This is a genomic window from Enterobacter soli (assembly GCF_964208575.1).
Classification (GTDB): Bacteria; Pseudomonadota; Gammaproteobacteria; order Enterobacterales; family Enterobacteriaceae; genus Enterobacter; species Enterobacter soli_A.
This window is the reverse complement of sequence record NZ_CAXOFU010000001.1, coordinates 248,053-273,202: the sequence shown is the minus strand read 5'-3', so window position 1 is coordinate 273,202 and position 25,150 is coordinate 248,053. Positions and strand designations below refer to the sequence as shown.

Here is a 25,150-nt window from a genome sequence, read left to right as displayed (position 1 = left end):
TGACTCCAGAAAGATTCACAATTTGCGCGCGATAATATCACACTTGTTTTGTTACGCACGGTTCCACCAGCCACTTCTGCCAGCTGGCGGTGACCTGAGCGCGTTCCTGGGTGAAACAGTCCAGCGCCACGTGGCCCGGCTGTTCCTGCAACGCCAGATGATGCAGCTCGTCGCGCAGCGTGGTATAGGCCCGGGTCAGCGCCATCGCTTCCTGCTCGTCCATGATGTCGTTTTGCGCCAGCAGTTCCAGAATGCGCACGTTATCAGACCAGCGGGTCAGCTTCGGCTTGTCGTGGGCGTGGCGCAGCACCAGATACTGGGTAATAAACTCGATATCGGTAATCCCGCCCTCGTCGGCTTTGATATCAAAGCGATCGCGATGCTTGTTGCCCAGGTGCGCGCGCATTTTCTCGCGCATTTCACGCACTTCCGTTTGCAGCGTAACGCCGTCGCGCAGGGTGGTCATCACGTCGCGCCGGATCGCGTCGAACTGCACGTTGAGCTGCGGATCGCCGTAGACCACGCGAGCGCGCACCAGCGCCTGATGCTCCCACGTCCAGGCCTCGTTCTTCTGGTAATCCGCGAAGGATTCCGTGGAGGTCACCAGCATGCCCGCGGCGCCGGACGGACGCAGACGCGCATCCACCTCGTACAAAATGCCCGACGAGGTGCGGGTGCTGAACAGGTGCATAATGCGCTGCGCCAGGCGCAGGTAGAACTGGCGCCCGTCGATTTCACGCTCGCCGTCGGTCATCACGTCTACCGGGCAGTCGTGGAGGAAAATCAAATCGAGATCCGAGCTGTAGCCCAGCTCCCAGCCGCCAAGCTTGCCGTAGCCCACCACCGCAAAACCGCGGCCTTCGCGGTCGGCCAGATGCTTTGGCTGCCCGTAGCGCGCCACCATCTGCATCCACGCCTGCTGCACTACCGCGTCGATAATCGCTTCCGCCAGCCAGGTTAAGTGATCGCTCACTTTCATCACCGGCAGCGTTCCGGCGATATCTGCCGCCGCCACGCGCAGCATCTGCGCCTGCTTAAACTGGCGCAACGCCTCCAGCTGCTGCTCTTCGTCCTCTTCCGGCACGCGCAGCAGGTACTGGCGCAGCTCGTCGCGGTAGGCGTCCGTCGCCGTGGGCTGGTAGAGTGTGTTCGGGTCGAGGAGTTCGTCCAGCAGCAGCGGGTAGCGCGCCAGCTTGTTGGCCACCATCGGCGAGGCGGCGCAGAGCGTAATCAGGTGCTTGAGCGCGCCGGGGAACTCGCTCAGCAGCTCAAGGTAGGTGGTGCGCGTAATAATGCCGCTCAGCAGCGGCATCATGCGCGACAGGGGCACCGGGGCATCCGCGCGGGAGCAGACGTCGCTCAGCAGATGCGGCATCAGGTGATCCAGCACCTGACGACCGCGCGGGCCGATGGCGCGCTTGTTCAGCTCCAGGCGGAAATCGGCAATCAGCGCCACCACGCGATGGCGATCGTCGTCGCTCAGATGCGCCAGCACCGGCGTGGTGTCGTCTTCCTGCAGCGCGTCCTGCCACAGCTCGCGCCAGTGTTCAGACAGGTTATCGTCCTGGGATTCGCTCTCGTCGTCGCCAATCAGGTCGTTAAAGATGCGCCGCACGCCCGCCATGTGGGCGTCAAGCCGGTCGGTCAGCGCCGCCCAGTCATCGACTCGCATTCCCCACGCCAGGCGGGCGCGGTTGAGGTCGTCCCCCGGCAGGGTCTGGGTTTGTTCGTCATTAATGCTTTGCAGCAGGTTTTCCAGGCGACGCAGGAACAGATAGGCGCTGCGCAGCGTCTGCGCATCCTGCCCGGGCAGCAGATTAAGCTGCTCGATGGCGCCCAGCGTCGGCAGCAGCGACCGGGACTGCAACGACGGCTCGCGCCCGCCGCGGATCAGCTGGAAAACCTGAACGATAAATTCAATTTCGCGAATGCCGCCCGCGCCGAGCTTGATGTTGTCCTTCAGGCCACGGCGGCGCACCTCGCGGGCAATCATCCCTTTCATGTTGCGCAGGGACTGGATCACGCTGAAGTCGATATAGCGACGGAAAACAAACGGACGCAGCATGGCGCGCAGCTCGTTGGCGTAGGCGTCATCGCCGTCACCCATGATCCTCGCCTTGACCATCGCGTAGCGCTCCCAGTCGCGCCCCTGCTCCTGGTAATAATCTTCCAGCGCGGCAAAGCTCAGCACCAGCGGGCCGCTGTCGCCAAACGGACGCAGGCGCATATCCACGCGATAGACAAAGCCGTCCTGCGTCGGCTGATCCAGCGCTTTAATCAGCCGCTGGCCCAGACGGGTAAAGAACTGGGCGTTATCCAGCTCGCGACGGCCGCCGCGGGTTGAGCCTTTTTCCGGCCAGGCAAAAATCAGATCGATATCCGAGGAGAAATTGAGCTCCCCGCCGCCCAGCTTGCCCATGCCGAGGATCAGCAGCGGCTGCGGAACCCCCTCCTCGCTGCACGGCGTGCCCCACTCTTTACAGCAGGCGTCGTAGAGCCAGTCCCGCGCGGCGACAATCAGCGTCTGCGCCAGCTCGCTCAGCTGTTGCAGGGTGCTCTCTTCGCTGACCAGCTCCAGCGCCTGCGCCCAGGCAATGCGCACCATGACCCGGCGGCGGAACTGGCGCAGCTCGCGCATCAGCGCGGCTTCGTCGGTCACCCCGGCAAGCGCGGCCTGCAGCCAGCTGGCGTAATGCCGCCACTCATCAGCCTGCGGTGGGGAACTTTCCAGCTCCGCCAGCCAGTCAGGGTTCGCCGTTACGCTTTCCTGCACAAAATCGCTGAAAGTGAGCACGCTTTTCGCCTGCTCGCTTAAGGATGACGCCGGTAATGACTCAGGCAGACGTTCGCAAACGGTCTGCCACTGCTGCTGTAACTGCAAAGAGAGCGGCATTGTAGGGTTCCTTGCCAGAATTAACGTTTTCCGCTGTGCAGCCAGAACGGCTCCTGCGAAATGGCCTCGTTACGGAAATGCTCGATTTCAATGTGCTGGCGGGTTTCGATGGCATGTTTCAGCCCCTGCCAGTTCTCCAGCCAGGCCTGGGCCTTCACGCCGTCGTAGGCGCCGGACAGCAGCAACATGCTGTCGATATTGCGCGCCAGACGAGGGAGCTGGTCGCCATACTGGTCGCCCAGCGGATACGCGAAGGTGGTCTTCAGCTCGGCGGCGTGGCGGGAAAGGTGGATATCGGAGAAGCGTTTGAACGACTCGCCGATTTTGGTCTGGGCTTTCGCATCGAGGAATGAACGCCAGGCGCGGGTCAGCAGAAACTCGGTCAGCGCCAGCTTTGCCGTCGCGGACTGCGGGCTGTAGATCGCGGTCTGGGCAGAAACGTCGGAGGTCATCAGCGTTTCGGTCTGCACCAGCAGATCACGTAAGTGAGTGCTCGCTTTACGCGGAACAATGCCGCCGAACAGCGCTAAGGTATGGCGCACCAGGCCAATCGCCGCCAGCACGCTGGCTTTGGCGTTTTTCACGCCGCGCGCCCACAGCTCCTCGTGGTACTGCCACTGGGAAAGCGCAAGCTCCAGAGAGGCCTCCAGACCCTGCTCAACGCTGGCCTTCGGCGCAACGCGCAGAATGGCGGTCTCCTTCAGCACGCGCGGCGCATTCCCGGCGGCAAGATGATACCCGCGCGCGGCCTTGCTCAGGCTGCCCTGACGCAAACCGGACTGGTTCACCAGCTTACGCGCCAGCTTCAGCACATCCTCAGCCTCGCCGTCGAGCAGCTCAAGCTCCAGCTCGCAAATCGGCTCCTGGTGCTCACCCGCCTTCACTTCGCCCAAATCCAGGGCGATCTCAATGCGGCTTTTGCCTTCGTTGACCAGCCATTTCTCGCGCAGGAAATCGGTGCTGAACAGCGGCTGAACCTGCTCGCTCAGTGACTCTGGCAGCTTGCCTTCGGGCCAGACTTCTGCGGGAAAACGTTCCAGCTCAAGCTCAGGTTTGGCGATGTCGATATTGTATTCCGGGCGCTGGTGCAGCCCGCCCACCACGCGGCCTGCGATTTTCATCGTCATTTCGTAACGACCGCTCGCCCCGCGAATACGCAGCCCCATGTCGTGACGACGCAGCCAGCTGTCCGGCGTTTCGTAATAGATGTTGAGCAGTTGTTCCGGCGCAGCATGCTCACCGGATAGCTGATGCAGGTGCTGACGCAGGGCGTCAACGCTGTCTTTTTCGACGATAAATTTTAATTCGATCTCTTGAGCCATAGCCTTGTACTTACGGTTGCGTCACAGCGGAAACAATTAAGGCGAACTAACTCGCCACTTTCTTGTCAGTACATAGTATTTTGCGCCAAATTGCCACGCAATGAGCAATTTGACGGGCGTAAAAGTTTGAAGCAGTGATTATCAGGACACAGATGATTCCGATTGATGATGAATCCTTTGCGTAGAGACACTGATACCACTACTATCGTTCCACTTTTTATGAAAATAACGACTGATATGCTTAAATTACGCCTGATTGGACTCACTTTCCTTGCTTTTAGCGCCGCGACAGCGGTCCACGCTGAAGAGAAACGCTACGTTTCTGACGAACTGAATACCTGGGTACGCAGCGGCCCCGGAGACAATTATCGCCTCGTGGGTACGGTAAATGCCGGCGAGGAAGTGGTCTTGTTACAGACCAACTCTGACACCAACTACGGCCAGGTGCGCGACAGCACCGGCCGTACTTCCTGGATCCCGCTGAAAGAGCTGAGCAACGTGCCAAGCCTGCGCACCCGCGTGCCGGATCTGGAAAACCAGGTTAAAACCCTGACCGACAAGCTGAACAACATCGACGGCACCTGGAACCAGCGCACCGCAGAAATGCAGCAGAAAGTGGCGCAGAGCGACAGCGTGATCAGCGGCCTGAAAGAAGAAAATCAGAAGCTGAAAAACGAACTGATTGTCGCGCAGAAGAAGGTGAATGCCGCCAATCTGCAGCTCGATGACAAACAGCGCACCATCATTATGCAGTGGCTGGTGTACGGCGGCGGCGTGCTGGGCGCGGGTCTGATCATGGGTCTGGTTCTGCCGTTCATCATCCCAAGCCGCAAGCGCAAAGACCGCTGGATGAATTAATTCGTCATCGGTGCCAGACTTACGTACTATCTTGCGAAAAGAGAAAACGGGAGTGTGGTGCGTGAAGAGTTATCTGGTCGGTGGTGCGGTTCGTGATGCGTTGTTAGGTCTGCCGGTCAAAGATAAAGACTGGGTTGTGGTCGGCGCCACGCCAGAAGAGATGCTCGACGCGGGCTACCAGCAGGTAGGCCGCGATTTTCCCGTATTTCTTCATCCGCAAAGCCGCGAAGAGTACGCCCTGGCGCGCACCGAGCGGAAATCCGGCTCCGGCTATACCGGCTTTACCTGCTACGCCGCGCCGGACGTGACGCTCGAGCAGGATCTTCTCCGCCGCGATCTGACGATTAACGCCCTGGCGCAGGACGACCAGGGCACTATCATCGACGCATACGGCGGCCAAGACGATCTGCGTAACCGCATTTTGCGCCACGTTTCCCCCGCGTTTTCTGAAGATCCGCTGCGCGTCCTGCGCGTGGCGCGATTTGCCGCGCGCTACGCCCATCTGAGCTTCCGCATTGCCGACGAAACCATGGCGCTCATGACCGCCATGACGGACGCAGGCGAGCTGGAGCACCTGACGCCCGAGCGCGTGTGGAAAGAGACCGAAAACGCCCTCACCACCTGCAATCCGCAGGTCTTTTTCCAGGTGCTGCGCGACTGCGGCGCCCTGAAAGTGCTGTTCCCTGAAGTGGACGCCCTGTTCGGCGTGCCCGCTCCGGCGAAGTGGCACCCGGAAATTGACACCGGCGTGCATACCTTAATGACGCTGAGCATGGCGGCGATGCTGAGCCCTGAGGTGGACGTGCGTTTCGCAACGCTGTGCCACGATCTCGGCAAAGGCTTAACGCCAAAAGCGCTATGGCCTCGCCACCACGGCCACGGCCCGGCGGGCGTGAAGCTGGTTGAAGGGCTGTGCCAGCGCCTGCGCGTGCCCAATGAGATCCGCGACCTGGCGAAACTGGTGGCGGAATTCCACGACCTTATCCACACCTTCCCGATCCTCAAACCGACCACCGTCGTGAAGCTATTCGACAATATCGACGCCTGGCGCAAACCGCAGCGCGTGGAGCAAATCGCGCTCACCAGCGAAGCCGACGTGCGCGGGCGCACCGGGTTTGAAGCCAGCGATTACCCGCAGGGGCGTTTGCTGCGCGAGGCCTGGGAAGTGGCGAAAGCGGTGCCCACGAAGGACGTCGTCGAGGCGGGATTTAAAGGGCCGGCAATCAGAGAAGAGATGACGAAACGACGGGTGGATGCCGTTGCGGCGTGGAAGGAAACGCGTTGCCCTCAGCCGAAAGACTGAGGGCCATCGGTCATCAGAAGAAGACCACGTAAACCGCGGCCGCCACGATAAAGCGGTAGATGGCGAACGGAATAAACGAGATACGCTTAATCAGCTGCAGGAAGGTTTTGATCGCAATCAGCGCCACGATAAAGGCGGTAACAAAGCCCACGGCGAACATCGGAATGTCGCCCGCGGTCAGGAAACCAATGCTTTTATACACGTCGAGCGCCGTTGCGCCCATCATCATCGGCACCGCCAGCAGGAACGAAAACTCGGACGCCGCATAGCGGCTCACGCCCATCAGCATCCCACCTGAAATGGTCGCCCCGGAGCGGGAGAAGCCCGGCCACAGCGCCAGACACTGGAAGCAGCCAATGATAAACGCCTGGCGGTAGGTCATATCGTCCAGGCCCTCGGCACGGGGCGTTTTTGGCTTCAGCACTTCTGCGGCAATCAGCAGGAAACCGCCGACCACCAGCGCGTACATGACGTTAATCGGGTTAAAGAGCGATTTGATGGTGTCGTGGAACACCAGCCCCAGCACCACCGCCGGGATCATCCCCAGCAGGATATGGATCAGCGACAGGCGGCCTTTGCCTAAGCCTTCGTGCTGCGGCGGACGACCAAAGTGGATGCCAATCAGGCCAAACAGACGACGCCAGAACATCACCACCACGGCCAGAATGGAACCCAGCTGAATAACGACTTCAAACGTCTTTGCCGTATCCCCTTCAAAACCCAGAAGATGGCCCACGATAATCATATGGCCAGTACTGGAAACCGGCAGAAACTCCGTCAATCCTTCGACCACACCCAGTATTGCCGCCACCAGCAGCGAGTGCATATCGCTCATCTATAAACCCCTAAAAAGATATAAAAAAACGGCGTGCCGCTAAGGCACCCGTGAAAGATACAGCTTTAAGACCGGTATATCCGAAATTGGTTTAGCTATTATGACGTTAAATGTTTCCTTTCAGATTATGGCTACGCTCGATAATCACGCCGACGTTTGCCGCCCGCGCCACCGCACCCGGTTTGCTCAGTTTGATGCGCACCCACGGCGAATTGAATTTTGTCAGCAGCAGGTCTGCCACCTCTTCCGCCACGCGCTCCACCAGCGCGAAACGCTGCCCTTCAACGTGACCGACCACCGCGTCGCTGATATCGGCATAGCTCAGACAGTCTTTCACGTCATCGCTTTTCGCTGACTTGCGGTTATCCCAGCCCATTTCGATATCGAACACCAGCTTCTGCTCGATGGTCTGTTCCCAGTCGTAAACACCAATAGTGGTGATTACCGAAAGTTGCTCTATAAATACAATATCCATCACGACCTGCCTGCTTTTTGGCTAAACCGGATACCACTTCCGGCGAATTATGCGTATTATCCACAGATGCTGAGAATACAGATACATTTTCACAACGGAACAGCGTTATGAGTGCAATCGCGCCTGGAATGATCCTCCTCGCCTACCTTTGCGGCTCAATCTCCAGCGCCATTCTGGTCTGCCGCATCGCCGGGTTGCCTGACCCACGCGTCAGCGGCTCCGGGAATCCCGGGGCGACCAATGTACTACGAATTGGCGGCAAGGGAGCAGCCGTAGCGGTTTTGATTTTTGACGTTCTGAAAGGGATGTTACCCGTCTGGGGCGCCTACGCGCTGGGCGTTACGCCGTTCTGGCTCGGGCTTATCGCCATCGCCGCCTGCGTCGGCCACATCTGGCCCGTATTTTTTGGCTTTAAAGGCGGAAAAGGCGTCGCCACCGCCTTTGGTGCCATCGCGCCTATCGGCTGGGATCTCACCGGCGTGATGGCCGGCACCTGGCTACTGACTATTCTTCTGAGCGGCTACTCGTCGCTGGGCGCTATCGTCAGCGCGCTGATTGCGCCGTTCTACGTCTGGTGGTTCAAACCGCAGTTCACCTTCCCGGTATCGATGCTCTCCTGCCTGATCCTGCTGCGCCATCACGATAATATTCAGCGGCTGTGGCGTCGTCAGGAAACGAAAATCTGGACGAAGCTCAAGAGGAAGAAAAAAGACGCGCCGTAAGGTTGGTTATGCCTTATAGCCAAATGTGATTTAGGTCACCTTCAGCCTGTGGTAACTGTTAGAGACACAACACAACCACATCAGAAGAAAATGGCAGAAATCGCAGACACCACTCCCCTTTCAACATCACCGCGTTCAGCGGATGGCGACGTCCAGTGGGTGCGCAGCGCCGCTGACGTTTCGCGGCTGGTCAATCACGGTTCACAGGGTCGGGCGAATGCCCGCATCGTTATCGGTATCGCGCTGGGCGGTATTTTCCTTGATGCCTACGATCTGGGCGCGCTGGCGTTCGGCATTAAAGACATTACCCGCGAATTTAACCTGAGTCCGGCAGGCACCGGCATGGTGGCCTCGGCCATTACCTTCGGGGCCATCGTCGGGGCGCTGCTCGGCGGATATCTCACGGACAAAATTGGCCGCTACCGCGTCTTTATGGCCGACATGCTTTTCTTCGTGGTGGCCGCCATCGCCTGCGCGCTGGCGCCTAACGAATACGTGCTGGCGGGTGCCCGCTTCGTGATGGGGCTTGGCGTGGGGATCGACCTTCCGGTGGCGATGGCGTTTTTGAGCGAGTTTGCCAGACTCAAGGGACCGGGGAACAAGGCCTCCAGCGTCGCGATGTGGTGCCCCACCTGGTATGCCGCTATTAGCATCTCGTACCTGCTGGTGCTCTTCTTCTACGCCGTACTGCCCGAAAGCCACAGCGACTGGCTGTGGCGCCTGATCCTCGGCTTTGGCGCGGTGCCGGCGCTGGTGATTATCGCCATCCGCAGCCGCTATATGAGCGAATCGCCGGTCTGGGCGGCGAATCAGGGTAACCTGAAAGAGGCGGCTTCGATCCTGCGCCAGTCGTATAACATCAACGCCCACGTGCCGCAGGACGCGCTCGACCAGCCCGCGCCCGTCGTCAATAAAGCGAAATGGTCAAACTACCTGAACCTGTTTCGCGGCATCTACTTACGCCGCACGACGCTCGCCACGCTGCTGTCCATTGTCTCCTCTTTCGCCTATAACGCCGTGGCGTTTGGTCTGCCGGTGATCATCTCCAGCTTCTTCGTTCAGTCGATGCTCACCACCATTCTGATCTCCCTGGCGCTTAACCTGCTGTTTGCCTTCGTCGGCGGACTGCTGGCGGTACGCTTCGTGCCGCGCTTCGGCGCCTGGAGAATGTCGCTTGCGGGCTATGCCTGCCAGCTGGTCGCGCTGCTCGGGCTGGCGATGGTAGGACGGCCTGAAGGCGCAGCGGAAGGGGTGGTTGCCGTCGGCATGCTGGCGCTGTTCCTGTTCGGCCAGGGCTTTGGCCCGGGGGCGCATACCATGACGTTTGCCTCGCTAAGCTACCCGACCTCGCTGCGCGGCGTCGGCGTCGGCCTCAACCAGACGCTGATGCGCAGCAGCTCCACGCTGTCGCTGTTCCTGTTCCCGCTGCTGGTCGCGTCCCTCGACACCGCCGTATTCTGGGTGATTGCCCTGGCGCCGTTTATCGGCCTGGCCTCGCTGCTGGCGATCCGCTGGGAGCCGTCCGGGTATGACGTGGATGCGGAGGATTACCGCTAGTCCCGTCATTACTGGCTTCATCGCCTTTCTTGCCGGGTGGCGCTGCGCTTACCCGGCCTACATTTCGCATTCTCTTGCAGGCCCGCGCAAGCGTCGCGCCATCGGGCGATGATCAACAGTCTGAAACCGGCTCGCATGAGCCGGTTTTTTTATCCATAAGCGACTCATATGACAGCCTTCAATTCTGCCAGGGCATACTGAAACGACCCCGATGATGCGCAGATGGATGCAGCATGTTAGCAGCTCAGGTCACTGATAAACCGTATAAAGGCTGGCAGGCGTCGCTTGCCCTGCAGTTTTGTCACACCCCTGAGAAAACCCTCCTGCACTCCGCCCGTCACGTCGGGCCGCTCACCGTTCAGCGTCCGTTTTACCCTGAGGGCGAAACCTGCCATCTCTACCTGCTGCATCCTCCCGGCGGCATTGTTGGCGGCGATACGCTGGATATCACCGTGCGTCTGGACGCCGGAAGCCACGCGCTGATCACCATGCCCGGCGCCAGCAAGTTCTACCGCAGCAGCGGCCCGCGGGCCTGCCTGAACCAGCATTTTTACCTTGCCGGGAACGCCACGCTGGAGTGGCTCCCGCAGGACACGATCTTCTTTCCCGGCGCGAACGCCCGTCTGCGATCCGTTTTTCATTTACAGGCCACCAGCACGCTGCTGGCCTGGGAGCTCTATTGCCTCGGGCGCCCGGTGATTAACGAAACCTTCAGCCACGGCGCGCTGGAAAGCCGCCTTGAGGTCTGGCGCGAGGGCGAGCCGCTGCTGATCGAACGCCAGCACCTGTCCGGCGGGGATCTGTCGTCCGTGGCGGGCCATCCGTGGGAAGGCACGCTGCTGTTCCACCCCGCCAGCGACGCGCTGCTGGAAGACGTGCGCGAGCGGCTCTCCGCTTTTGAACATTTTGCGGGCGCCACGCTCACCGACGGCCTGCTGTCGGTGCGCTTTCTCTCGCACGACAACCTGATTTGCCAGCGGGCGATGCGCGATATCTGGCAGTCGCTTCGTCCGCTTTTAACCCCTAAAACCGCCTGTTCGCCCCGCATCTGGCAGACATAAGAGAAACGTTATGGAACTGACCCCCAGAGAAAAAGACAAGCTGCTGTTATTCACCGCCGCGCTGGTTGCGGAACGCCGCCTGGCGCGCGGCGTGAAGCTCAACTACCCGGAATCGGTCGCCCTGATCAGCGCCTTCATTATGGAAGGCGCGCGCGACGGCGAAACCGTTGCCGCCCTGATGGAGGCGGGCCGCCACGTCCTGACGCGCGCGCAGGTGATGGAGGGCGTGCCGGAGATGATCCCGGATATCCAGGTGGAAGCCACCTTCCCGGACGGCTCCAAGCTCGTCACCGTTCACAACCCGATCGTGTAAGGAGCCGCGGATGATCCCAGGCGAATACCAGATCCAACCCGGAAGCATCGCCCTTAACGTCGGGCGCGAAACCCGGCGCGTTGTCGTCGAAAACCACGGCGACAGGCCAATTCAGGTGGGATCCCATTACCACTTTTACGAGGTGAACCCGGCGCTGAAGTTCGACCGGGAAACCACCAAAGGCTACCGGCTGAACATTCCGGCAGGCACCGCCGTGCGCTTTGAACCCGGCCAGAAGCGCGAGGTCGTGCTGGTTCAGGTTGCGGGCGCGCAGCGCATTGTCGGTTTTCGCGGGGACGTGATGGGAGAGGTGAAAAATGGCTGACATTTCACGCCAGGCGTACGCCGACATGTTCGGCCCGACCACCGGCGACCGGGTGCGGCTGGCCGATACCGACCTGTGGATCGAGGTGGAAGACGACCTGACTATTTACGGTGAAGAGGTCAAATTCGGCGGCGGGAAGGTGATCCGCGACGGCATGGGCCAGGGGCAGATGACGTCCCTGGAGTGCGTGGATCTGGTGCTTACCAACGCGCTGATTGTCGATCACTGGGGGATCGTGAAGGCGGATATCGGGGTGAAAGATGGCCGGATCTTCGCGGTGGGAAAAGCCGGGAACCCGGACATTCAGCCCGGCGTAACCATTCCGATCGGTGCCGCCACCGAGGTGATCGCCGCCGAAGGCAAGATCGTCACCGCCGGGGGGATCGACACCCACATTCACTGGATCTGCCCGCAGCAGGCGGAAGAGGCGCTGGTTTCCGGCGTGACGACCATGATCGGCGGCGGAACGGGGCCAGCGGCGGGCACCAACGCCACCACCTGCACGCCGGGGCCGTGGTATATCGCCCGGATGCTGCAGGCCGCCGACGCCCTGCCGGTCAACATCGGCCTGCTGGGCAAGGGAAACGCGTCGAACCCGGACGCCCTGCGCGAGCAAATCGCCGCGGGGGCCATCGGGCTGAAAATCCACGAAGACTGGGGCGCAACGCCTGCGGCCATCGACTGCTCCCTGACGGTCGCTGAAGAGATGGACATTCAGGTGGCGCTGCACAGCGATACCCTGAACGAATCCGGCTTTGTGGAAGACACCCTGGCCGCCATCGGCGGGCGCACCATCCACACCTTCCACACCGAAGGGGCGGGCGGCGGGCACGCGCCGGATATCATCACCGCCTGCGCGCACCCCAATATTCTCCCCTCTTCCACTAACCCGACGCTGCCCTACACGGTCAACACCATCGACGAGCATCTCGACATGCTGATGGTCTGCCATCACCTCGACCCAGACATCGCCGAGGACGTGGCCTTTGCCGAATCGCGCATCCGCCGGGAAACCATCGCCGCCGAAGACGTGCTGCACGATATCGGCGCGTTCTCGCTCACGTCGTCAGATTCCCAGGCGATGGGCCGCGTGGGGGAAGTGATTGTCCGCACCTGGCAGGTGGCGCACCGCATGAAGGTGCAGCGCGGCCAGCTTGCGGAAGAGTCCGGGGATAACGACAACTTCCGCGTTAAGCGCTACGTCGCTAAGTACACCATCAACCCGGCGCTGACCCACGGCATCGCCCACGAGGTGGGCTCCGTTGAGGCGGGAAAACTGGCGGATCTGGTGGTCTGGTCCCCGGCGTTCTTCGGCGTGAAGCCTGCCACCATCGTGAAGGGCGGGATGATCGCCTGCGCGCCGATGGGCGACATCAACGCCTCCATTCCCACGCCGCAGCCAGTCCACTACCGCCCGATGTTTGGCACCCTGGGAGCGGCGCGTCACGCCACGCGGCTGACCTTTCTTTCTCAGGCTGCCGCATCAGCTGGACTGGCCGCGCAGCTTAACCTGCAAAGCGCCACCGCCGTGGTGAAGGGCTGCCGCAGCGTGAAGAAGGCCGACATGATCCACAACGGCCTGCAGCCGAACATCACCGTTGACGCCCAAACCTACGAGGTGCGCGTTGACGGCAAGCTGATTACCAGCGAACCGGCAGAGGTTTTGCCGATGGCCCAACGCTATTTTCTGTTTTGAGGAGCGACGATGATTACCCTGACCCAACGCCTTGACCATGCGCACCGCGTCACCACCAGCGTCACGCTGCCCATCGACGTGCGGGTGAAAAGCCGCGCCAGAGTCACGCTTAACGACGGCCGGGAAGCGGGGCTGATGCTGCCGCGCGGCCTGCTGCTGCGCGGCGGGGATTTTCTGGCAACCGAGGACGGCAGCGAGGTGATTGAAGTGATCGCCGCGCCGGAGTCGGTGTCGGTGGTGCGCTGCGCCGACCCGTTCCTGCTCGCCCGCGCCTGCTATCACCTGGGCAATCGCCACGTGCCGCTGCAAATCATGCCCGGCGAGCTGCGCTATCACCACGATCACGTCCTCGATGACATGCTGCGCCAGTTCGGGCTGGAGGTGACCTTCGCCAGCCAGCCGTTTGAACCGGAAGCGGGCGCGTACGCCAGCGACGCCCACGGTCATAGCCATAGCCATAGCCATAGTCATTCTCACGCTCATTCACATTAAGGATTAATCATGCGTAAGTACTTACCTCTGTTACTGCTGGCCTTTTCCGTTCCTGCGCTGGCCCATCCGGGACACGGCGCGGACAGCTTTCAGGAGGGCTTTTTCCACCCGCTGACCGGCCTCGATCATCTGCTGATGCTGACCGGCGCGGGCGTGCTTTCGGCCCTGAGCGGCCGCAGGCTGCTGCTGCCGTTTGCCACCCTCGGCATGATGCTGGCAGGCGCAGTCGCGGGCAGCCTGCTCGGCGGCTTTAGCGGCATGGAGATGCTGATTATCGCCTCGCTGGCGGTGTGCGGCGTGATGATGTTCAAAACCGAAAACCGCCTGCTGCTGGCCGTGCCCGCGCTGGCGATGTTCCACGGCTGGGCGCACGGCGTGGAGATGGCCGGCCACAGCTTCTGGCTGTTCACCAGCGGCTTTATGCTCGCCAGCGCCACGGTGCTGTGCGCGAGTTTTGCCGCCGGGCTGCTGCTGCGCCGTCACGACGGCCTGCGTAAAACCTTCGGCGGCGGGCTGATTGCGTCCGCCCTGCTGGCGCTGATGAGCTGATGGAGCACGCCCGCCAGCGGCTGCGCCTGATGCAGCTCTCCAGCAGCAGCCTGCCGATTGGCTCGTTTACCTGGTCCCAGGGGCTGGAGTGGGCCGTCGAGGCGGGCTGGGTGCCGACCGCTGATGCCTTTGAACGCTGGCAGATCCAGCAGATGGAGCAGAGCTTTTTCTGCGTCGATCTGCCGCTGTTCGCCCGGCTGTATCAGGCCTGCGAGGCGCAGGATCTGGCGGCGGCGAAACGCTGGACGGCCTACCTGCTCGCCTGCCGGGAAACCCGCGAGCTGCGTGAAGAAGAGCGCAACCGCGCCGCGGCGTTCACGCGGCTGATCAAAAGCTGGCAGCCGGACTGCCCCGCTGAGTGGCTGGCGGTGCTGGCACAAAGCCAGCTCTGCGGCATGGCGTGGCTCGGCGTGCGCTGGCGCATCGACGCCCGCGAGCTGGCGCTGAGCCTGGGCTACAGCTGGATCGAAAGCGCGGTAATGGCGGGCGTCAAGCTTGTCCCCTTCGGGCAGCAGGCGGCGCAGCAGCTGATTATCTCCCTGAGCGACCGCTTCGCCGCCGGGTATGAGCAGGCATTTTTACGCGAGGACGACGACCTGGGCGCGGCCACGCCGCTCTCCGCCATCGCCTCTGCCCGACACGAAACACAATATTCACGATTATTCCGTTCCTGAGGATGCAACATGGCTGATTACAAACATCCCCTGCGCGTTGGCGTGGGCGGCCCGGTCGGATCGGGCAAAACCGCCCTGCTGGAAGCGCTCTGCAAAGCGATGCGCGACACCTACCATCTGGCGGTGGTGACTAACGATATCTACACCAAAGAGGATCAGCGGATCCTGACCGAAGCGGGCGCGCTGGCGCCGGAGCGTATTGTCGGCGTGGAAACCGGGGGATGTCCGCATACCGCGATCCGCGAAGATGCGTCGATGAACCTGGCGGCGGTGGAAGCGCTGAGCGAGAAGTTCGGCAATCTGGATCTGATCTTCGTCGAGAGCGGCGGCGATAACCTGAGCGCGACCTTTAGCCCTGAGCTCGCGGATCTTACGATCTACGTGATCGACGTGGCCGAAGGGGAGAAGATCCCGCGCAAGGGCGGGCCGGGGATCACCAAATCCGATTTCCTGGTGATCAATAAAACCGATCTCGCGCCTTACGTGGGTGCCTCCCTTGAGGTGATGGAGCGCGACACCAACCGGATGCGCGGCGAGCGTCCGTGGACCTTCACCAACCTGAAGGCGGGCGACGGGCTGGCGAACATCATCGCGTTTCTCGAAGATAAAGGGATGCTGAAGGCGTAACGAAAAAGGCCTGGCGTTACGCCAGGCCTGAGGGTTATTTGCAGCTGTTGCCCGAGGCGCCCTGCTCGCGCCACGCGCCCCAGGTGCCGCCTTTGCCTGGCTCTTCCTGACCCGGGTTCACATACCACTGGTTGAACCAGATTTTGCCGTTATGCGCGACCTTCGTGCATTTCGTCGGGTAGGCGATTTTCGCGTTGTACGCAGGCGTAGTGTCTTTCGCCGGCGTGTCATCCTTCGCTGGCGTTTCGTCTTTGGACGGGGTGTCGTCCTTCGCCGGGGTTTCATCTTTGGACGGCGTGTCGTCCTTCGCCGGAACCGCTGGCTTACTGACCTTAATGGTCATGCTGTCCTGCGCGGTACGTCCGTCTGCGCCCGTGGTAGTCAGCGTGTAGACGGACTCGCCTTCGGTGTTCGCCGGGATCACCGCGTAGGCGTGCGCGCCGTCAACGCTGTTCACGAGGTTGCCGTTCAGCTTCTCTTCCACGAAGAAGGTGCCAGAACCTTTGGTGACGCTCCAGGTATAGGATTTAGCGTTCAGGCTCTTGCTGCCGTCCAGCGGATAAACGCTGACGCCGGTCGCTGGAGACACCATGGTGTAGTCCGCACCCGCTACCGCCGTTGGCGCTGGCAGGGTTTCCCCGCCGTTCTTCAGCGCCAGAATTTTCGCCACCGCACGCTCCATATCCGGCTGCGTACCCACTTTTGCCGAATCACCTTCTGCCAGCGGCGTACCGGTCTCCTGCAGGATTTGGCGCATTTGTACCGGCGTAACGGTGATGCCGTTGGCCTTCGCGATGCCCGACAGGCTTGCGACTACCCCGGCGATAATCGGGTTCGAGGCGGAGGTGCCGGAGAAGGCGTGGGTATATTCTGCGTTAGCAACCTTATTAAGCGAGCCGTAGCCGGTGGTGGCCACGTCGAAGCATCCCCATGAGGAGCTGGTTACGCGTGAACCGTAGGTACTGAATGATGCCCTGGTTCCCTCTTTCGCGCAGAACGCCCCGGCAATGATGGCCCCGGAATCACGGGTCTGCACATTGAATTTGCCGTTGAAGCCTGGATGGTCGAGGTTAACGTTACCGTTACCCGCCGCCTCAATAACGTAAACGCCTTTATCCGTCAGGGCTTTAATGATGTCGTAGTAGCTCTGCACGTTTTCCTGCGGCACGTAGCAGGTATTGGTTGTACAGCCCGCGACTTCGCCGCCGCCGGTCTGCATCCCCATTTGTACGACATCGCCCGCTTTCAGCAACGGGATCATGTTGTAGAGGTTGTTACTCTGCCACGAGGCGAAACCTACCCGGCTTTTCCAGGCCAGACCGCGCATGCCGGTGCCAATGTCCGTTGCCGCCATAATGCCTACGGAAGCCGTATCATGGTGATCACCGTTATACGTACCGTTACCCTGGACCAGAGCAGGTTTTGGCAGGTTAACGTGATTGGTATTCCAGATGTAGTTTTCCATGGAAATAATGGTCACCCCTTCACCGGCGCTACCAGGATACTGGTTTACGCTGTCACGGTTGACGCCCCCCATATAATAGGACGCACGTTTTTCCGTTGGCGACCTTAAATAGTCCTGCTTATAACGGTAATCCGGAATAGCGGAAGCGCCGACAGTAGATTGAACGCTGGATTTTAACAGCGCGGGCGCTTGTTTATCGCTCTCACTCATTTCATCCATGGAAACGGGAAGGCTTTCTGGATAAACCACCTCGACATTTTGATTTCTTTCCAGCTCGGCTATAACGTTATTAATATACTCTTTGTCGGTGCTTTTATTTTCCGGTATTTCAATGCGCAGGTAGCGGTCGAAACCATAGCGCGCATTCAGTTCAGTAAACTCGCTGGTTTGCGAGGTGCGAGTACTTTGCAGCTTAGGCTTGAACATCGCCTCTGGCACCAGAGACGGATCGCTGAGGGTCAGTTTTGCCGTTGCGGTAGTCGTAGTGGTGGTTGCCGTACCGGTTGATTTGAGCAGCGGCTTGCTGGGTTTCAGCTTCACCACAATGGCGGTATAGGTCACGCCTTGCTGAGCGAGTTGCACATCCGGTGTAGTTTCAGCATGTGCCGCACAGGATACGGCAGCACAAATTAACAGTGATAAAATACTTTTTTTCATTTTAGCCAACATTCCTTTAGGTAAATAATAAACTCAGTTCCTTTTTTCATCATGACCAAATAAAAAACAGCCGCCAATAAGAGCGCTCTTTTCTTAATTAAGAATTTTCTATGTAATTAAACATTCTGAAATATTCAATAAAGCAATCTTTGGCGAGGATAAAAATAGTCAATTTAAAAAAACTTTTGCCATGAGCATTAAAAAGCAAGCGCAATTTATAATAAAAGTAATATTTCGCAGTCAGCCATGACATGAAGACCTGAGATAAAATAGCGGCCGTTCCCAACCCAAGAGGCAAAAAGAAAGATCGATGGCAGTAAACATTGCGATTGCAGATGAGCACACGCTGATTCGCCGTGGCGTCTACGCCATGATGATGGAGCGGCAATCAACGGATCACGGAGCCGAAAAGCGCCTTGCCCTGACCCTGAGCGGCGAAGCGGCAACCACCTCCGATCTGCTTGCGCTCCTTGAACGACAGACCATCGACATTTTGCTGCTGGGCTACACGCTTACCGCGCAGCGTCACCAGACGCCGCAGCTCGGCCTCGACGGGCTGGCGCTGCTCAAATGGCTAAAGCAGCACTACCCCGCGCTAAAAGTGATTGTGCTGTCGACCTTTAAAAATCCGCTGCTGATTCGCCTGGCGCTGGAGGCCGGCGCGAAGGGCTATCTTAGCCGCAGCATCTGCGAGAAGACCCTTTACCAGACGCTAAAGGCCGTTTATGACGGCGAGGTCTACGTCGAACGCACGCTGATGAGCACCCTTTTTCAGGGGGAGAAAGATTTGCTCTCGGTGCGGGAAACGGAGGTGCTGCGCCTGCTGTGCAAAGGGTTAAGCCTGACGGAGGTGTCGCAGCGAATGCATCTGAGCATTAAGACGGTGAGCGCCCATAAAATCCGGGCGATGGAGAAACTGGGGGTCACCAACGACTGCCAGCTCTACTGCCTGCTCGCCAGAACCCGGATGTTTGATATCGCACTCTGACATCCGGGTCTCGCGAAGCGCTTACGCGGCGGGCAGCTCCGCCAGCGGCCAGCGCGGACGCACGGACACGCTCAGGTCAGCCGTTGCGCCCGCGTTCAGGCGCACCATGCCGGCATAGGCGATCATCGCGCCGTTGTCGGTACAAAATTCCGGGCGAGCGTAGAACACTTCTCCGCGGCGTTTTTGCATCATCTCGGCGAGCTTCGCGCGCAGCGTGCGGTTCGCGCTTACGCCGCCCGCCATCACCAGACGCTTAAAGCCGGTCTGATCCAGCGCGCGCTTGCATTTGATCATCAGCGTATCCACCACCGCATCTTCAAACGCGCGGGCGATGTCCGCACGCGTCTGGTCGTCGTTGCCGTTATTGCGGATAGTATTGGCCGCGAACGTCTTCAGGCCGGAGAAGCTGAAATCGAGCCCCGGACGATCGGTCATCGGACGCGGGAAGACGAAGCGCCCTTCCGTGCCCTGAGAGGCCATTTTCGAGAGCATCGGGCCGCCGGGATAATCCAGGCCCAGCAGCTTGGCGGTTTTGTCGAAGGCTTCACCGGCGGCGTCGTCAATGGACTCGCCCAGCAGTTCGTACTCGCCAATGCCCGTCACGCTGATCAGCTGGGTATGACCGCCCGACACCAGCAGCGCCACGAACGGGAATTCTGGCGGGTTATCTTCCAGCATTGGCGCCAGCAGATGCCCTTCCATATGGTGAACCGGAATAGCCGGAACATCCCACGCGAACGCCAGAGAACGCCCTACCGTTGCGCCGACCAGCAGCGCACCCACCAGGCCAGGGCCGGCGGTATAGGCCACCGCGTCGATCTCTTTTGCGCTCAGTCCGGCTTCTTTTAGCGCCGCCTGAATCAGAGGAACGGTTTTACGCACGTGGTCACGAGAAGCCAGTTCAGGCACAACGCCGCCGTAATCCGCGTGCAATTTCACCTGACTATACAGTTGGTTGGCCAGAAGCCCTTTTTCGTCGTCGTAAATCGCGATGCCGGTTTCATCGCAGGATGTTTCTATACCCAGTACACGCATGACTTGTTTTACCTCGTTTCAATACCGCGCAGTGTAGGGCCAATGCGGGTTGATGTAAAACTTTGTTCGCCCCAGGAAGAAGGCTAGTGTATACTTCTCACCCTTATAAAAGTCCCTTTCAAAATCGCATCGGTGCTTTACAAAGCAGCAGCATTTGCAGTAAAATTCCGCACCATTTTGAAATAAGCTGGCGTTGATGCCAGCGGCAAACCGAATTTATTAAAGGTGAGAGTTACATGCCGGTAATTAAAGTACGTGAAAACGAGCCGTTCGACGTAGCACTGCGTCGCTTCAAGCGTTCCTGCGAGAAAGCAGGTGTTCTGGCGGAAGTTCGCCGTCGTGAGTTCTATGAAAAACCAACGACTGAACGTAAACGCGCTAAAGCTTCTGCTGTGAAACGTCACGCGAAGAAACTGGCTCGCGAAAACGCACGCCGTACTCGTCTGTACTAATCCGTTGAGGGCCACAGCCCTCAATTGACAGACAGAGTAGTAGTCGCAAGGCCGTGCTTCCGGAAGGAATGCGCGGCTTGTTTTCGTTTATAAGTCACTTAAATCTCTGGGGCATATGGCTGGACGAATTCCGCGTGTATTTATCAATGACCTGCTGGCAAGAACCGATATCGTCGATCTCATCGACGCGCGGGTAAAGCTGAAAAAGCAGGGCAAGAACTACCATGCGTGCTGTCCGTTCCATAACGAAAAAACCCCCTCTTTCACCGTAAACGGTGAAAAACAGTTTTACCACTGCTTCGGCTGTGGCGCCCACGGTAATGCCGTCGATTTTTTAATGAACTACGACAAGCTCGAGTTCGTTGAAACCGTCGAAGAGCTGGCGGCGATGCACAACCTTGAAGTGCCTTATGAAGCAGGTAGCGGGCCAACTCAGATAGAGCGCCATCAACGGCAAACGCTGTATCAACTGATGGACGGTCTGAATTCGTTTTACCAACAGTCTCTTAAGCACTCTGCTGCTGAGCCTGCGCGTCAGTATCTGACCAAGCGCGGACTGAGCGACGATGTTATTGCGCGTTTCGCTATTGGTTACGCCCCGCCCGGCTGGGACAACGTGTTAAAGCGTTTTGGCGGCAATAGCGAAGATCGTAAATCCCTCATCGATGCGGGAATGCTGGTCACCAATGACCAGGGACGAAGCTACGACCGCTTCCGCGAACGGGTTATGTTCCCCATCCGCGACAAGCGTGGCCGGGTGATTGGTTTTGGTGGTCGTGTTCTGGGCGATGCCCTGCCGAAATACCTTAACTCCCCGGAGACCGATATTTTCCATAAGGGCCGCCAGCTTTACGGCCTTTACGAGGCGCAACAGGATAACGCGGAACCTCCGCGTCTTCTGGTCGTCGAAGGGTATATGGACGTTGTTGCGCTGGCGCAGTACGACATTAACTATGCCGTCGCGTCGCTAGGCACCTCAACAACTGCCGACCATATCCAGCTGCTGTTCAGAGTGACGAATAACGTCATCTGCTGTTACGACGGTGACCGCGCGGGGCGCGACGCCGCCTGGCGAGCGCTGGAAACGGCGCTTCCTTATATGACCGACGGACGCCAGCTGCGCTTTATGTTCCTGCCCGACGGCGAAGACCCGGATACGCTGGTGCGTAAAGAGGGCAAAGCGGCGTTTGAAGCGCGGATGGAGCAGGCTCAGCCGCTCTCCACGTTTTTGTTTAACAGCCTGATGCCGCAGGTCGATTTGAGTACCCCTGACGGGCGCGCGCAGCTCAGTACCCTGGCGCTGCCGTTAATCAGCCAGGTGCCCGGCGAAACGCTGCGCATCTATCTGCGTCAGGAGTTAGGCAACAAGCTCGGCATTCTGGATGACAGCCAGCTTGAACGTTTAATGCCTAAACTGGCTGAAAGCGGCGCGGTACGCCCCGCGCCTCAGCTAAAACGCACAACCATGCGTATACTGATAGGGTTACTGGTGCAAAACCCCGAACTTGCTCCGCAAGTGCCGTCGCTGGCGGGTTTGAACCACGAAAGATTGCCCGGACTTGGCTTATTTTCAGAATTGGTCAACACTTGTTTGTCGCAGCCAGGTCTGACCACCGGACAACTTTTAGAGCATTATCGCGGCACAAAAGAGGCCGCTACCCTTGAAAAACTGTCGATGTGGGACGATATAGCAGATAAGGATATTGCAGAAAAAACGTTCACCGACTCACTCAACCATATGTTTGATTCGATGCTTGAGCTGCGCCAGGAAGAGTTGATAGCTCGCGAGCGCACCCATGGCCTAAGCAGCGAAGAACGCCGGGAACTCTGGATGATTAACCAGGAACTGGCGAAGAAATAGAAAAGAAAGCGAAAGACAAAATCATTCGCGTTGTATCAAGGCAGCAAGTGAGCGAACGCCTGGGAGTGTACATAAGTACATGACCAGGATGAGAGAACGCAGCTAACGCAGAGACAACGTGAAGGATGAAGTATTTAACGGCTTAAGTGCCGAATATCGATCGGGAAGCCCCCGGCAGCCGCACTGAGAGGCAGCGGCAAAAATATAAGTACGCCCTCGCTTTAAAGGTTGGCAGCCCCATCGCCGACACCAATCAAACGAATAAGTGTGGATACCGTCTTATGGAGCAAAACCCGCAGTCACAGCTGAAACTTCTTGTCCAACGCGGTAAGGAGCAAGGCTATCTGACCTATGCCGAGGTCAATGACCATCTGCCGGAAGATATCGTCGATTCAGATCAGATCGAAGACATCATCCAAATGATCAATGACATGGGTATTCAGGTGATGGAAGAAGCACCGGATGCCGATGATCTGTTGCTGGCTGAAACCTCCAACAACACTGACGAAGATGCGGAAGAAGCTGCTGCACAGGTACTGTCCAGCGTGGAATCTGAAATCGGGCGTACCACTGACCCGGTCCGCATGTACATGCGCGAAATGGGTACCGTTGAACTGCTGACCCGCGAAGGCGAAATCGACATCGCGAAACGCATCGAAGACGGGATCAACCAGGTTCAGTGCTCTGTTGCCGAATACCCTGAAGCCATTACCTATCTGCTGGAACAGTACGACCGCGTTGAAGCTGAAGAAGCGCGTCTGTCCGACCTGATCACCGGCTTTGTCGACCCGAACGCTGAAGAAGATATGGCGCCAACCGCCACTCACGTGGGTTCTGAGCTGTCTCAGGAAGAGATGGACGACGACGAAGACGAAGATGAAGAAGAAGACGACGACAGCAGCGACGATGACAACAGCATCGACCCTGAGCTGGCGCGCGAGAAATTCGGTGAGCTGCGCACGCAGTACGAACTGACCCGCGACACCATCAAGGCTAAAGGCCGCAGCCACGCTGCCGCTCAGGAAGAGATCCTGAAACTGTCTGAAGTCTTCAAACAGTTCCGTCTGGTGCCAAAACAGTTCGACTACCTGGTTAACAGCATGCGCGTGATGATGGATCGCGTGCGTACCCAGGAACGCATCATCATGAAGCTGTGCGTTGAACAGTGCAAAATGCCGAAGAAGAACTTCATCACCCTGTTCACCGGCAACGAAACCAGCGAAACCTGGTTCAACGCGGCTATCGCGATGAACAAGCCGTGGTCTGAAAAACTGCATGACGTGAAAGAAGACGTGCATCGCGGCCTGCAGAAGCTGCAGCAGATTGAAGAAGAAACCGGCCTGACCATCGAGCAGGTGAAAGACATCAACCGTCGTATGTCCATCGGTGAAGCGAAAGCCCGCCGTGCGAAGAAAGAGATGGTTGAAGCGAACTTACGTCTGGTTATTTCTATCGCCAAGAAGTACACCAACCGCGGTCTGCAGTTCTTGGATCTGATCCAGGAAGGCAACATCGGTCTGATGAAAGCGGTTGATAAGTTTGAATACCGTCGTGGTTACAAGTTCTCCACCTACGCAACATGGTGGATCCGTCAGGCCATCACCCGCTCTATCGCAGACCAGGCGCGCACCATCCGTATTCCGGTGCATATGATTGAGACGATCAACAAGCTCAACCGTATCTCCCGCCAGATGCTGCAAGAGATGGGCCGTGAGCCGACGCCGGAAGAGCTGGCTGAGCGTATGCTGATGCCGGAAGACAAGATCCGTAAAGTGCTGAAAATTGCCAAAGAGCCTATCTCCATGGAAACGCCGATCGGCGACGATGAAGATTCGCATCTGGGTGATTTCATCGAGGATACCACCCTCGAGCTGCCGCTGGACTCTGCGACCACCGAGAGCCTGCGTGCCGCCACGCACGACGTTCTGGCTGGCCTGACCGCCCGTGAAGCAAAAGTTCTGCGTATGCGTTTCGGTATCGACATGAACACCGACCACACGCTGGAAGAAGTGGGTAAACAGTTTGACGTTACCCGCGAACGTATCCGTCAGATTGAAGCGAAGGCGCTGCGTAAGCTGCGTCACCCGAGCCGCTCTGAAGTGCTGCGTAGCTTCCTGGACGACTAATCAGTCCGGACAGTGAAAAAGCTCCCCTCGGGGAGCTTTTTTTTTGTGTGTTCCCTCTCCCCGTGGGAGAGGGCCAGGGTGAGGGCATCAGGCCGCAGAGGATCCTACAGCCCCCTCACCACCAGCGCCTCATCCAGCTCACGGTACGCTTCCACCAGCTTATCCAGCGTCGCGCGGTTCAGCCCGCTCGGGTTCGGCAACACCCACACCTGCGTCACGCCGATGGAGATGCTCTGCTTGCCCCACTGCGCGCCGCGCTGGCTGAACGCCTGCTCGTAGGCCTGCTTGCCGAGGATCGCCAGCGCCGCCGGTTGATAATCCTCAATCTTCTTCACCAGCTCCCGCCCGCCGCTGCGCAGCTCGTGAAGATTAACCTCGCTCGCCTGCACCGTGGGACGTTCCACCAGCATGGTGATCCCGCAGCGCGTATCCAGCAGCTGCTGCTCCTCTTCGGGCTTGAGCAATTTTTCAGTGAATCCGGCCTGATGAATGACCTTCCAGAAGCGGTTTCCCGGATGGGCAAAATGAAACCCCGTGTGCGCCGAGGACTTGCCGGGATTGATACCGCAAAACACCACCCGCAGGCCGGGGGCCAGAATATCGTTGATCATCGTAACTCCTGTCGATACATCGTTATGGAAGTATAAAGGATTGATAATGCGTTGTTTATAAAAACAGCAGGCAGGAGCGAATGGCTGGATTGCTGCCAGGAGTTACTTTATAATTCACCGCCACGGCCCCTTAGCTCAGTGGTTAGAGCAGGCGACTCATAATCGCTTGGTCGCTGGTTCAAGTCCAGCAGGGGCCACCAAATTTTAGCTTCAAAATCATATAATTAAGCCACTCGATTGAGTGGCTTTTTTG

23 protein-coding genes and 1 tRNA gene are annotated in these 25,150 nt (G+C 58.9%); 17 read left to right on the top strand and 7 right to left on the bottom strand.

Features of this window, described 5'->3' with window-relative positions; all coding sequences use genetic code 11:
* Positions 1-37: 37 nt before the first annotated feature.
* Positions 38-2,893 (bottom strand): bifunctional [glutamate--ammonia ligase]-adenylyl-L-tyrosine phosphorylase/[glutamate--ammonia-ligase] adenylyltransferase, encoded by a 2,856-nt coding sequence (gene glnE, locus AB6V08_RS01335; protein ID WP_368540877.1) that lies wholly within the window; start codon positions 2,891-2,893, stop codon positions 38-40.
* Between the two features lie 20 nt (positions 2,894-2,913).
* On the bottom strand, positions 2,914-4,215 hold the full coding sequence (locus AB6V08_RS01330; protein WP_368540876.1) for an inorganic triphosphatase: 1,302 nt from the start codon (positions 4,213-4,215) through the stop codon (positions 2,914-2,916).
* A 237-nt stretch (positions 4,216-4,452) separates the two neighbouring features.
* On the opposite strand from AB6V08_RS01330, the gene AB6V08_RS01325 reads away from it, so the two are divergent.
* Both AB6V08_RS01325 and AB6V08_RS01320 read left to right on the top strand, forming a co-directional pair.
* On the top strand, positions 4,453-5,073 hold the full coding sequence (locus AB6V08_RS01325) for a TIGR04211 family SH3 domain-containing protein (RefSeq protein WP_368540875.1): 621 nt from the start codon (positions 4,453-4,455) through the stop codon (positions 5,071-5,073).
* A 61-nt stretch (positions 5,074-5,134) separates the two neighbouring features.
* Entirely contained in the window at positions 5,135-6,376 is a 1,242-nt protein-coding gene (locus tag AB6V08_RS01320) for a multifunctional CCA addition/repair protein (protein WP_368540874.1), read from the top strand.
* 13 nt (positions 6,377-6,389) lie between these two features.
* On the opposite strand, the gene bacA is transcribed toward AB6V08_RS01320, so the two are convergent.
* Both bacA and folB read right to left on the bottom strand, forming a co-directional pair.
* Positions 6,390-7,211: an undecaprenyl-diphosphate phosphatase gene (gene bacA / locus AB6V08_RS01315; RefSeq protein ID WP_368540873.1), complete on the bottom strand. Its 822-nt coding sequence runs from the start codon at positions 7,209-7,211 to the stop codon at positions 6,390-6,392.
* A 106-nt stretch (positions 7,212-7,317) separates the two neighbouring features.
* A complete protein-coding gene (gene folB / locus AB6V08_RS01310) occupies positions 7,318-7,686 on the bottom strand; it encodes a bifunctional dihydroneopterin aldolase/7,8-dihydroneopterin epimerase (RefSeq protein ID WP_368540872.1) in 369 nt (122 codons plus the stop codon).
* A 107-nt stretch (positions 7,687-7,793) separates the two neighbouring features.
* Here folB and plsY point away from each other — a divergent pair, with 107 nt between their 5' ends.
* The 10 genes from plsY (at position 7,794) to ureG (ending at position 15,702) form a co-directional block, all read left to right on the top strand.
* Positions 7,794-8,408, top strand: coding sequence for a glycerol-3-phosphate 1-O-acyltransferase PlsY (plsY, locus tag AB6V08_RS01305; RefSeq protein WP_368540871.1), 615 nt, complete (start codon positions 7,794-7,796; stop codon positions 8,406-8,408).
* Between the two features lie 90 nt (positions 8,409-8,498).
* Positions 8,499-9,965: an MFS transporter gene (locus tag AB6V08_RS01300; protein WP_368540869.1), complete on the top strand. Its 1,467-nt coding sequence runs from the start codon at positions 8,499-8,501 to the stop codon at positions 9,963-9,965.
* Between the two features lie 233 nt (positions 9,966-10,198).
* Positions 10,199-11,026: an urease accessory protein UreD gene (locus tag AB6V08_RS01295; protein ID WP_368540868.1), complete on the top strand. Its 828-nt coding sequence runs from the start codon at positions 10,199-10,201 to the stop codon at positions 11,024-11,026.
* A 10-nt stretch (positions 11,027-11,036) separates the two neighbouring features.
* On the top strand, positions 11,037-11,339 hold the full coding sequence (locus tag AB6V08_RS01290; protein ID WP_181620843.1) for an urease subunit gamma: 303 nt from the start codon (positions 11,037-11,039) through the stop codon (positions 11,337-11,339).
* 10 nt (positions 11,340-11,349) lie between these two features.
* Complete coding sequence (locus tag AB6V08_RS01285; RefSeq protein WP_368540867.1) at positions 11,350-11,664, top strand: urease subunit beta; 315 nt, start codon at positions 11,350-11,352, stop codon at positions 11,662-11,664.
* Positions 11,657-13,360, top strand: a complete 1,704-nt coding sequence (ureC, locus tag AB6V08_RS01280) for an urease subunit alpha (RefSeq protein WP_368540866.1) — start codon at positions 11,657-11,659, stop codon at positions 13,358-13,360. The genes AB6V08_RS01285 and ureC overlap by 8 nt, the downstream gene beginning before the upstream one ends.
* 9 nt (positions 13,361-13,369) lie before the next feature.
* The gene (gene ureE, locus AB6V08_RS01275) at positions 13,370-13,852 is read left to right on the top strand and encodes an urease accessory protein UreE (RefSeq protein ID WP_368540865.1); all 483 of its coding nucleotides are present in this window, start codon (positions 13,370-13,372) and stop codon (positions 13,850-13,852) included.
* A gap of 9 nt (positions 13,853-13,861) precedes the next feature.
* Positions 13,862-14,401 (top strand): HupE/UreJ family protein, encoded by a 540-nt coding sequence (locus AB6V08_RS01270; RefSeq protein WP_368540864.1) that lies wholly within the window; start codon positions 13,862-13,864, stop codon positions 14,399-14,401.
* Positions 14,401-15,075, top strand: a complete 675-nt coding sequence (locus tag AB6V08_RS01265) for an urease accessory protein UreF (RefSeq protein WP_368540863.1) — start codon at positions 14,401-14,403, stop codon at positions 15,073-15,075. The genes AB6V08_RS01270 and AB6V08_RS01265 overlap by 1 nt, the downstream gene beginning before the upstream one ends.
* 9 nt (positions 15,076-15,084) lie before the next feature.
* Entirely contained in the window at positions 15,085-15,702 is a 618-nt protein-coding gene (gene ureG, locus AB6V08_RS01260; RefSeq protein WP_368540861.1) for an urease accessory protein UreG, read from the top strand.
* 34 nt (positions 15,703-15,736) lie between these two features.
* Here ureG and AB6V08_RS01255 read toward each other — a convergent pair whose 3' ends face one another.
* Positions 15,737-17,749, bottom strand: a complete 2,013-nt coding sequence (locus tag AB6V08_RS01255) for a S8 family serine peptidase (RefSeq protein ID WP_368540860.1) — start codon at positions 17,747-17,749, stop codon at positions 15,737-15,739.
* Between the two features lie 385 nt (positions 17,750-18,134).
* On the opposite strand from AB6V08_RS01255, the gene AB6V08_RS01250 reads away from it, so the two are divergent.
* Complete coding sequence (locus AB6V08_RS01250; protein ID WP_368540859.1) at positions 18,135-18,812, top strand: LuxR C-terminal-related transcriptional regulator; 678 nt, start codon at positions 18,135-18,137, stop codon at positions 18,810-18,812.
* Positions 18,813-18,833: 21 nt separating this feature from the next.
* Here the strand turns inward: AB6V08_RS01250 and tsaD are convergent, their stop codons facing one another.
* Positions 18,834-19,847: a tRNA (adenosine(37)-N6)-threonylcarbamoyltransferase complex transferase subunit TsaD gene (gene tsaD, locus AB6V08_RS01245; RefSeq protein WP_368540858.1), complete on the bottom strand. Its 1,014-nt coding sequence runs from the start codon at positions 19,845-19,847 to the stop codon at positions 18,834-18,836.
* A 236-nt stretch (positions 19,848-20,083) separates the two neighbouring features.
* Between tsaD and rpsU the strand changes: the two genes are divergently transcribed.
* From rpsU to rpoD, 3 genes are all read left to right on the top strand, one after another.
* A complete protein-coding gene (gene rpsU, locus AB6V08_RS01240; protein WP_001144069.1) occupies positions 20,084-20,299 on the top strand; it encodes a 30S ribosomal protein S21 in 216 nt (71 codons plus the stop codon).
* Positions 20,300-20,414: 115 nt separating this feature from the next.
* The gene (gene dnaG / locus AB6V08_RS01235) at positions 20,415-22,160 is read left to right on the top strand and encodes a DNA primase (protein ID WP_368540856.1); all 1,746 of its coding nucleotides are present in this window, start codon (positions 20,415-20,417) and stop codon (positions 22,158-22,160) included.
* A 239-nt stretch (positions 22,161-22,399) separates the two neighbouring features.
* Entirely contained in the window at positions 22,400-24,286 is a 1,887-nt protein-coding gene (rpoD, locus tag AB6V08_RS01230; protein ID WP_368540973.1) for an RNA polymerase sigma factor RpoD, read from the top strand.
* A gap of 104 nt (positions 24,287-24,390) precedes the next feature.
* Here rpoD and mug read toward each other — a convergent pair whose 3' ends face one another.
* A complete protein-coding gene (mug, locus tag AB6V08_RS01225) occupies positions 24,391-24,897 on the bottom strand; it encodes a G/U mismatch-specific DNA glycosylase (protein WP_368540854.1) in 507 nt (168 codons plus the stop codon).
* A gap of 124 nt (positions 24,898-25,021) precedes the next feature.
* Between mug and AB6V08_RS01220 the strand changes: the two genes are divergently transcribed.
* A tRNA-Ile gene (locus tag AB6V08_RS01220) sits at positions 25,022-25,097 on the top strand.
* Positions 25,098-25,150 lie beyond the last annotated feature (53 nt).

Excerpts from the sequence above, each read along its gene's own strand:
- glnE (WP_368540877.1), bottom strand. The coding sequence starts at position 2,893 with ATGCCGCTCTCTTTGCAGTTACAGCAGCAGTGGCAGACCGTTTGCGAA.
- AB6V08_RS01330 (WP_368540876.1), bottom strand. The coding sequence starts at position 4,215 with ATGGCTCAAGAGATCGAATTAAAATTTATCGTCGAAAAAGACAGCGTT.
- AB6V08_RS01325 (WP_368540875.1), top strand. The coding sequence starts at position 4,453 with ATGCTTAAATTACGCCTGATTGGACTCACTTTCCTTGCTTTTAGCGCC.
- bacA (WP_368540873.1), bottom strand. The coding sequence starts at position 7,211 with ATGAGCGATATGCACTCGCTGCTGGTGGCGGCAATACTGGGTGTGGTC.
- folB (WP_368540872.1), bottom strand. The coding sequence starts at position 7,686 with ATGGATATTGTATTTATAGAGCAACTTTCGGTAATCACCACTATTGGT.
- plsY (WP_368540871.1), top strand. The coding sequence starts at position 7,794 with ATGAGTGCAATCGCGCCTGGAATGATCCTCCTCGCCTACCTTTGCGGC.
- AB6V08_RS01300 (WP_368540869.1), top strand. The coding sequence starts at position 8,499 with ATGGCAGAAATCGCAGACACCACTCCCCTTTCAACATCACCGCGTTCA.
- AB6V08_RS01295 (WP_368540868.1), top strand. The coding sequence starts at position 10,199 with ATGTTAGCAGCTCAGGTCACTGATAAACCGTATAAAGGCTGGCAGGCG.
- AB6V08_RS01290 (WP_181620843.1), top strand. The coding sequence starts at position 11,037 with ATGGAACTGACCCCCAGAGAAAAAGACAAGCTGCTGTTATTCACCGCC.
- AB6V08_RS01285 (WP_368540867.1), top strand. The coding sequence starts at position 11,350 with ATGATCCCAGGCGAATACCAGATCCAACCCGGAAGCATCGCCCTTAAC.
- ureC (WP_368540866.1), top strand. The coding sequence starts at position 11,657 with ATGGCTGACATTTCACGCCAGGCGTACGCCGACATGTTCGGCCCGACC.
- ureE (WP_368540865.1), top strand. The coding sequence starts at position 13,370 with ATGATTACCCTGACCCAACGCCTTGACCATGCGCACCGCGTCACCACC.
- AB6V08_RS01270 (WP_368540864.1), top strand. The coding sequence starts at position 13,862 with ATGCGTAAGTACTTACCTCTGTTACTGCTGGCCTTTTCCGTTCCTGCG.
- AB6V08_RS01265 (WP_368540863.1), top strand. The coding sequence starts at position 14,401 with ATGGAGCACGCCCGCCAGCGGCTGCGCCTGATGCAGCTCTCCAGCAGC.
- ureG (WP_368540861.1), top strand. The coding sequence starts at position 15,085 with ATGGCTGATTACAAACATCCCCTGCGCGTTGGCGTGGGCGGCCCGGTC.
- AB6V08_RS01250 (WP_368540859.1), top strand. The coding sequence starts at position 18,135 with ATGGCAGTAAACATTGCGATTGCAGATGAGCACACGCTGATTCGCCGT.
- tsaD (WP_368540858.1), bottom strand. The coding sequence starts at position 19,847 with ATGCGTGTACTGGGTATAGAAACATCCTGCGATGAAACCGGCATCGCG.
- rpsU (WP_001144069.1), top strand. The coding sequence starts at position 20,084 with ATGCCGGTAATTAAAGTACGTGAAAACGAGCCGTTCGACGTAGCACTG.
- dnaG (WP_368540856.1), top strand. The coding sequence starts at position 20,415 with ATGGCTGGACGAATTCCGCGTGTATTTATCAATGACCTGCTGGCAAGA.
- mug (WP_368540854.1), bottom strand. The coding sequence starts at position 24,897 with ATGATCAACGATATTCTGGCCCCCGGCCTGCGGGTGGTGTTTTGCGGT.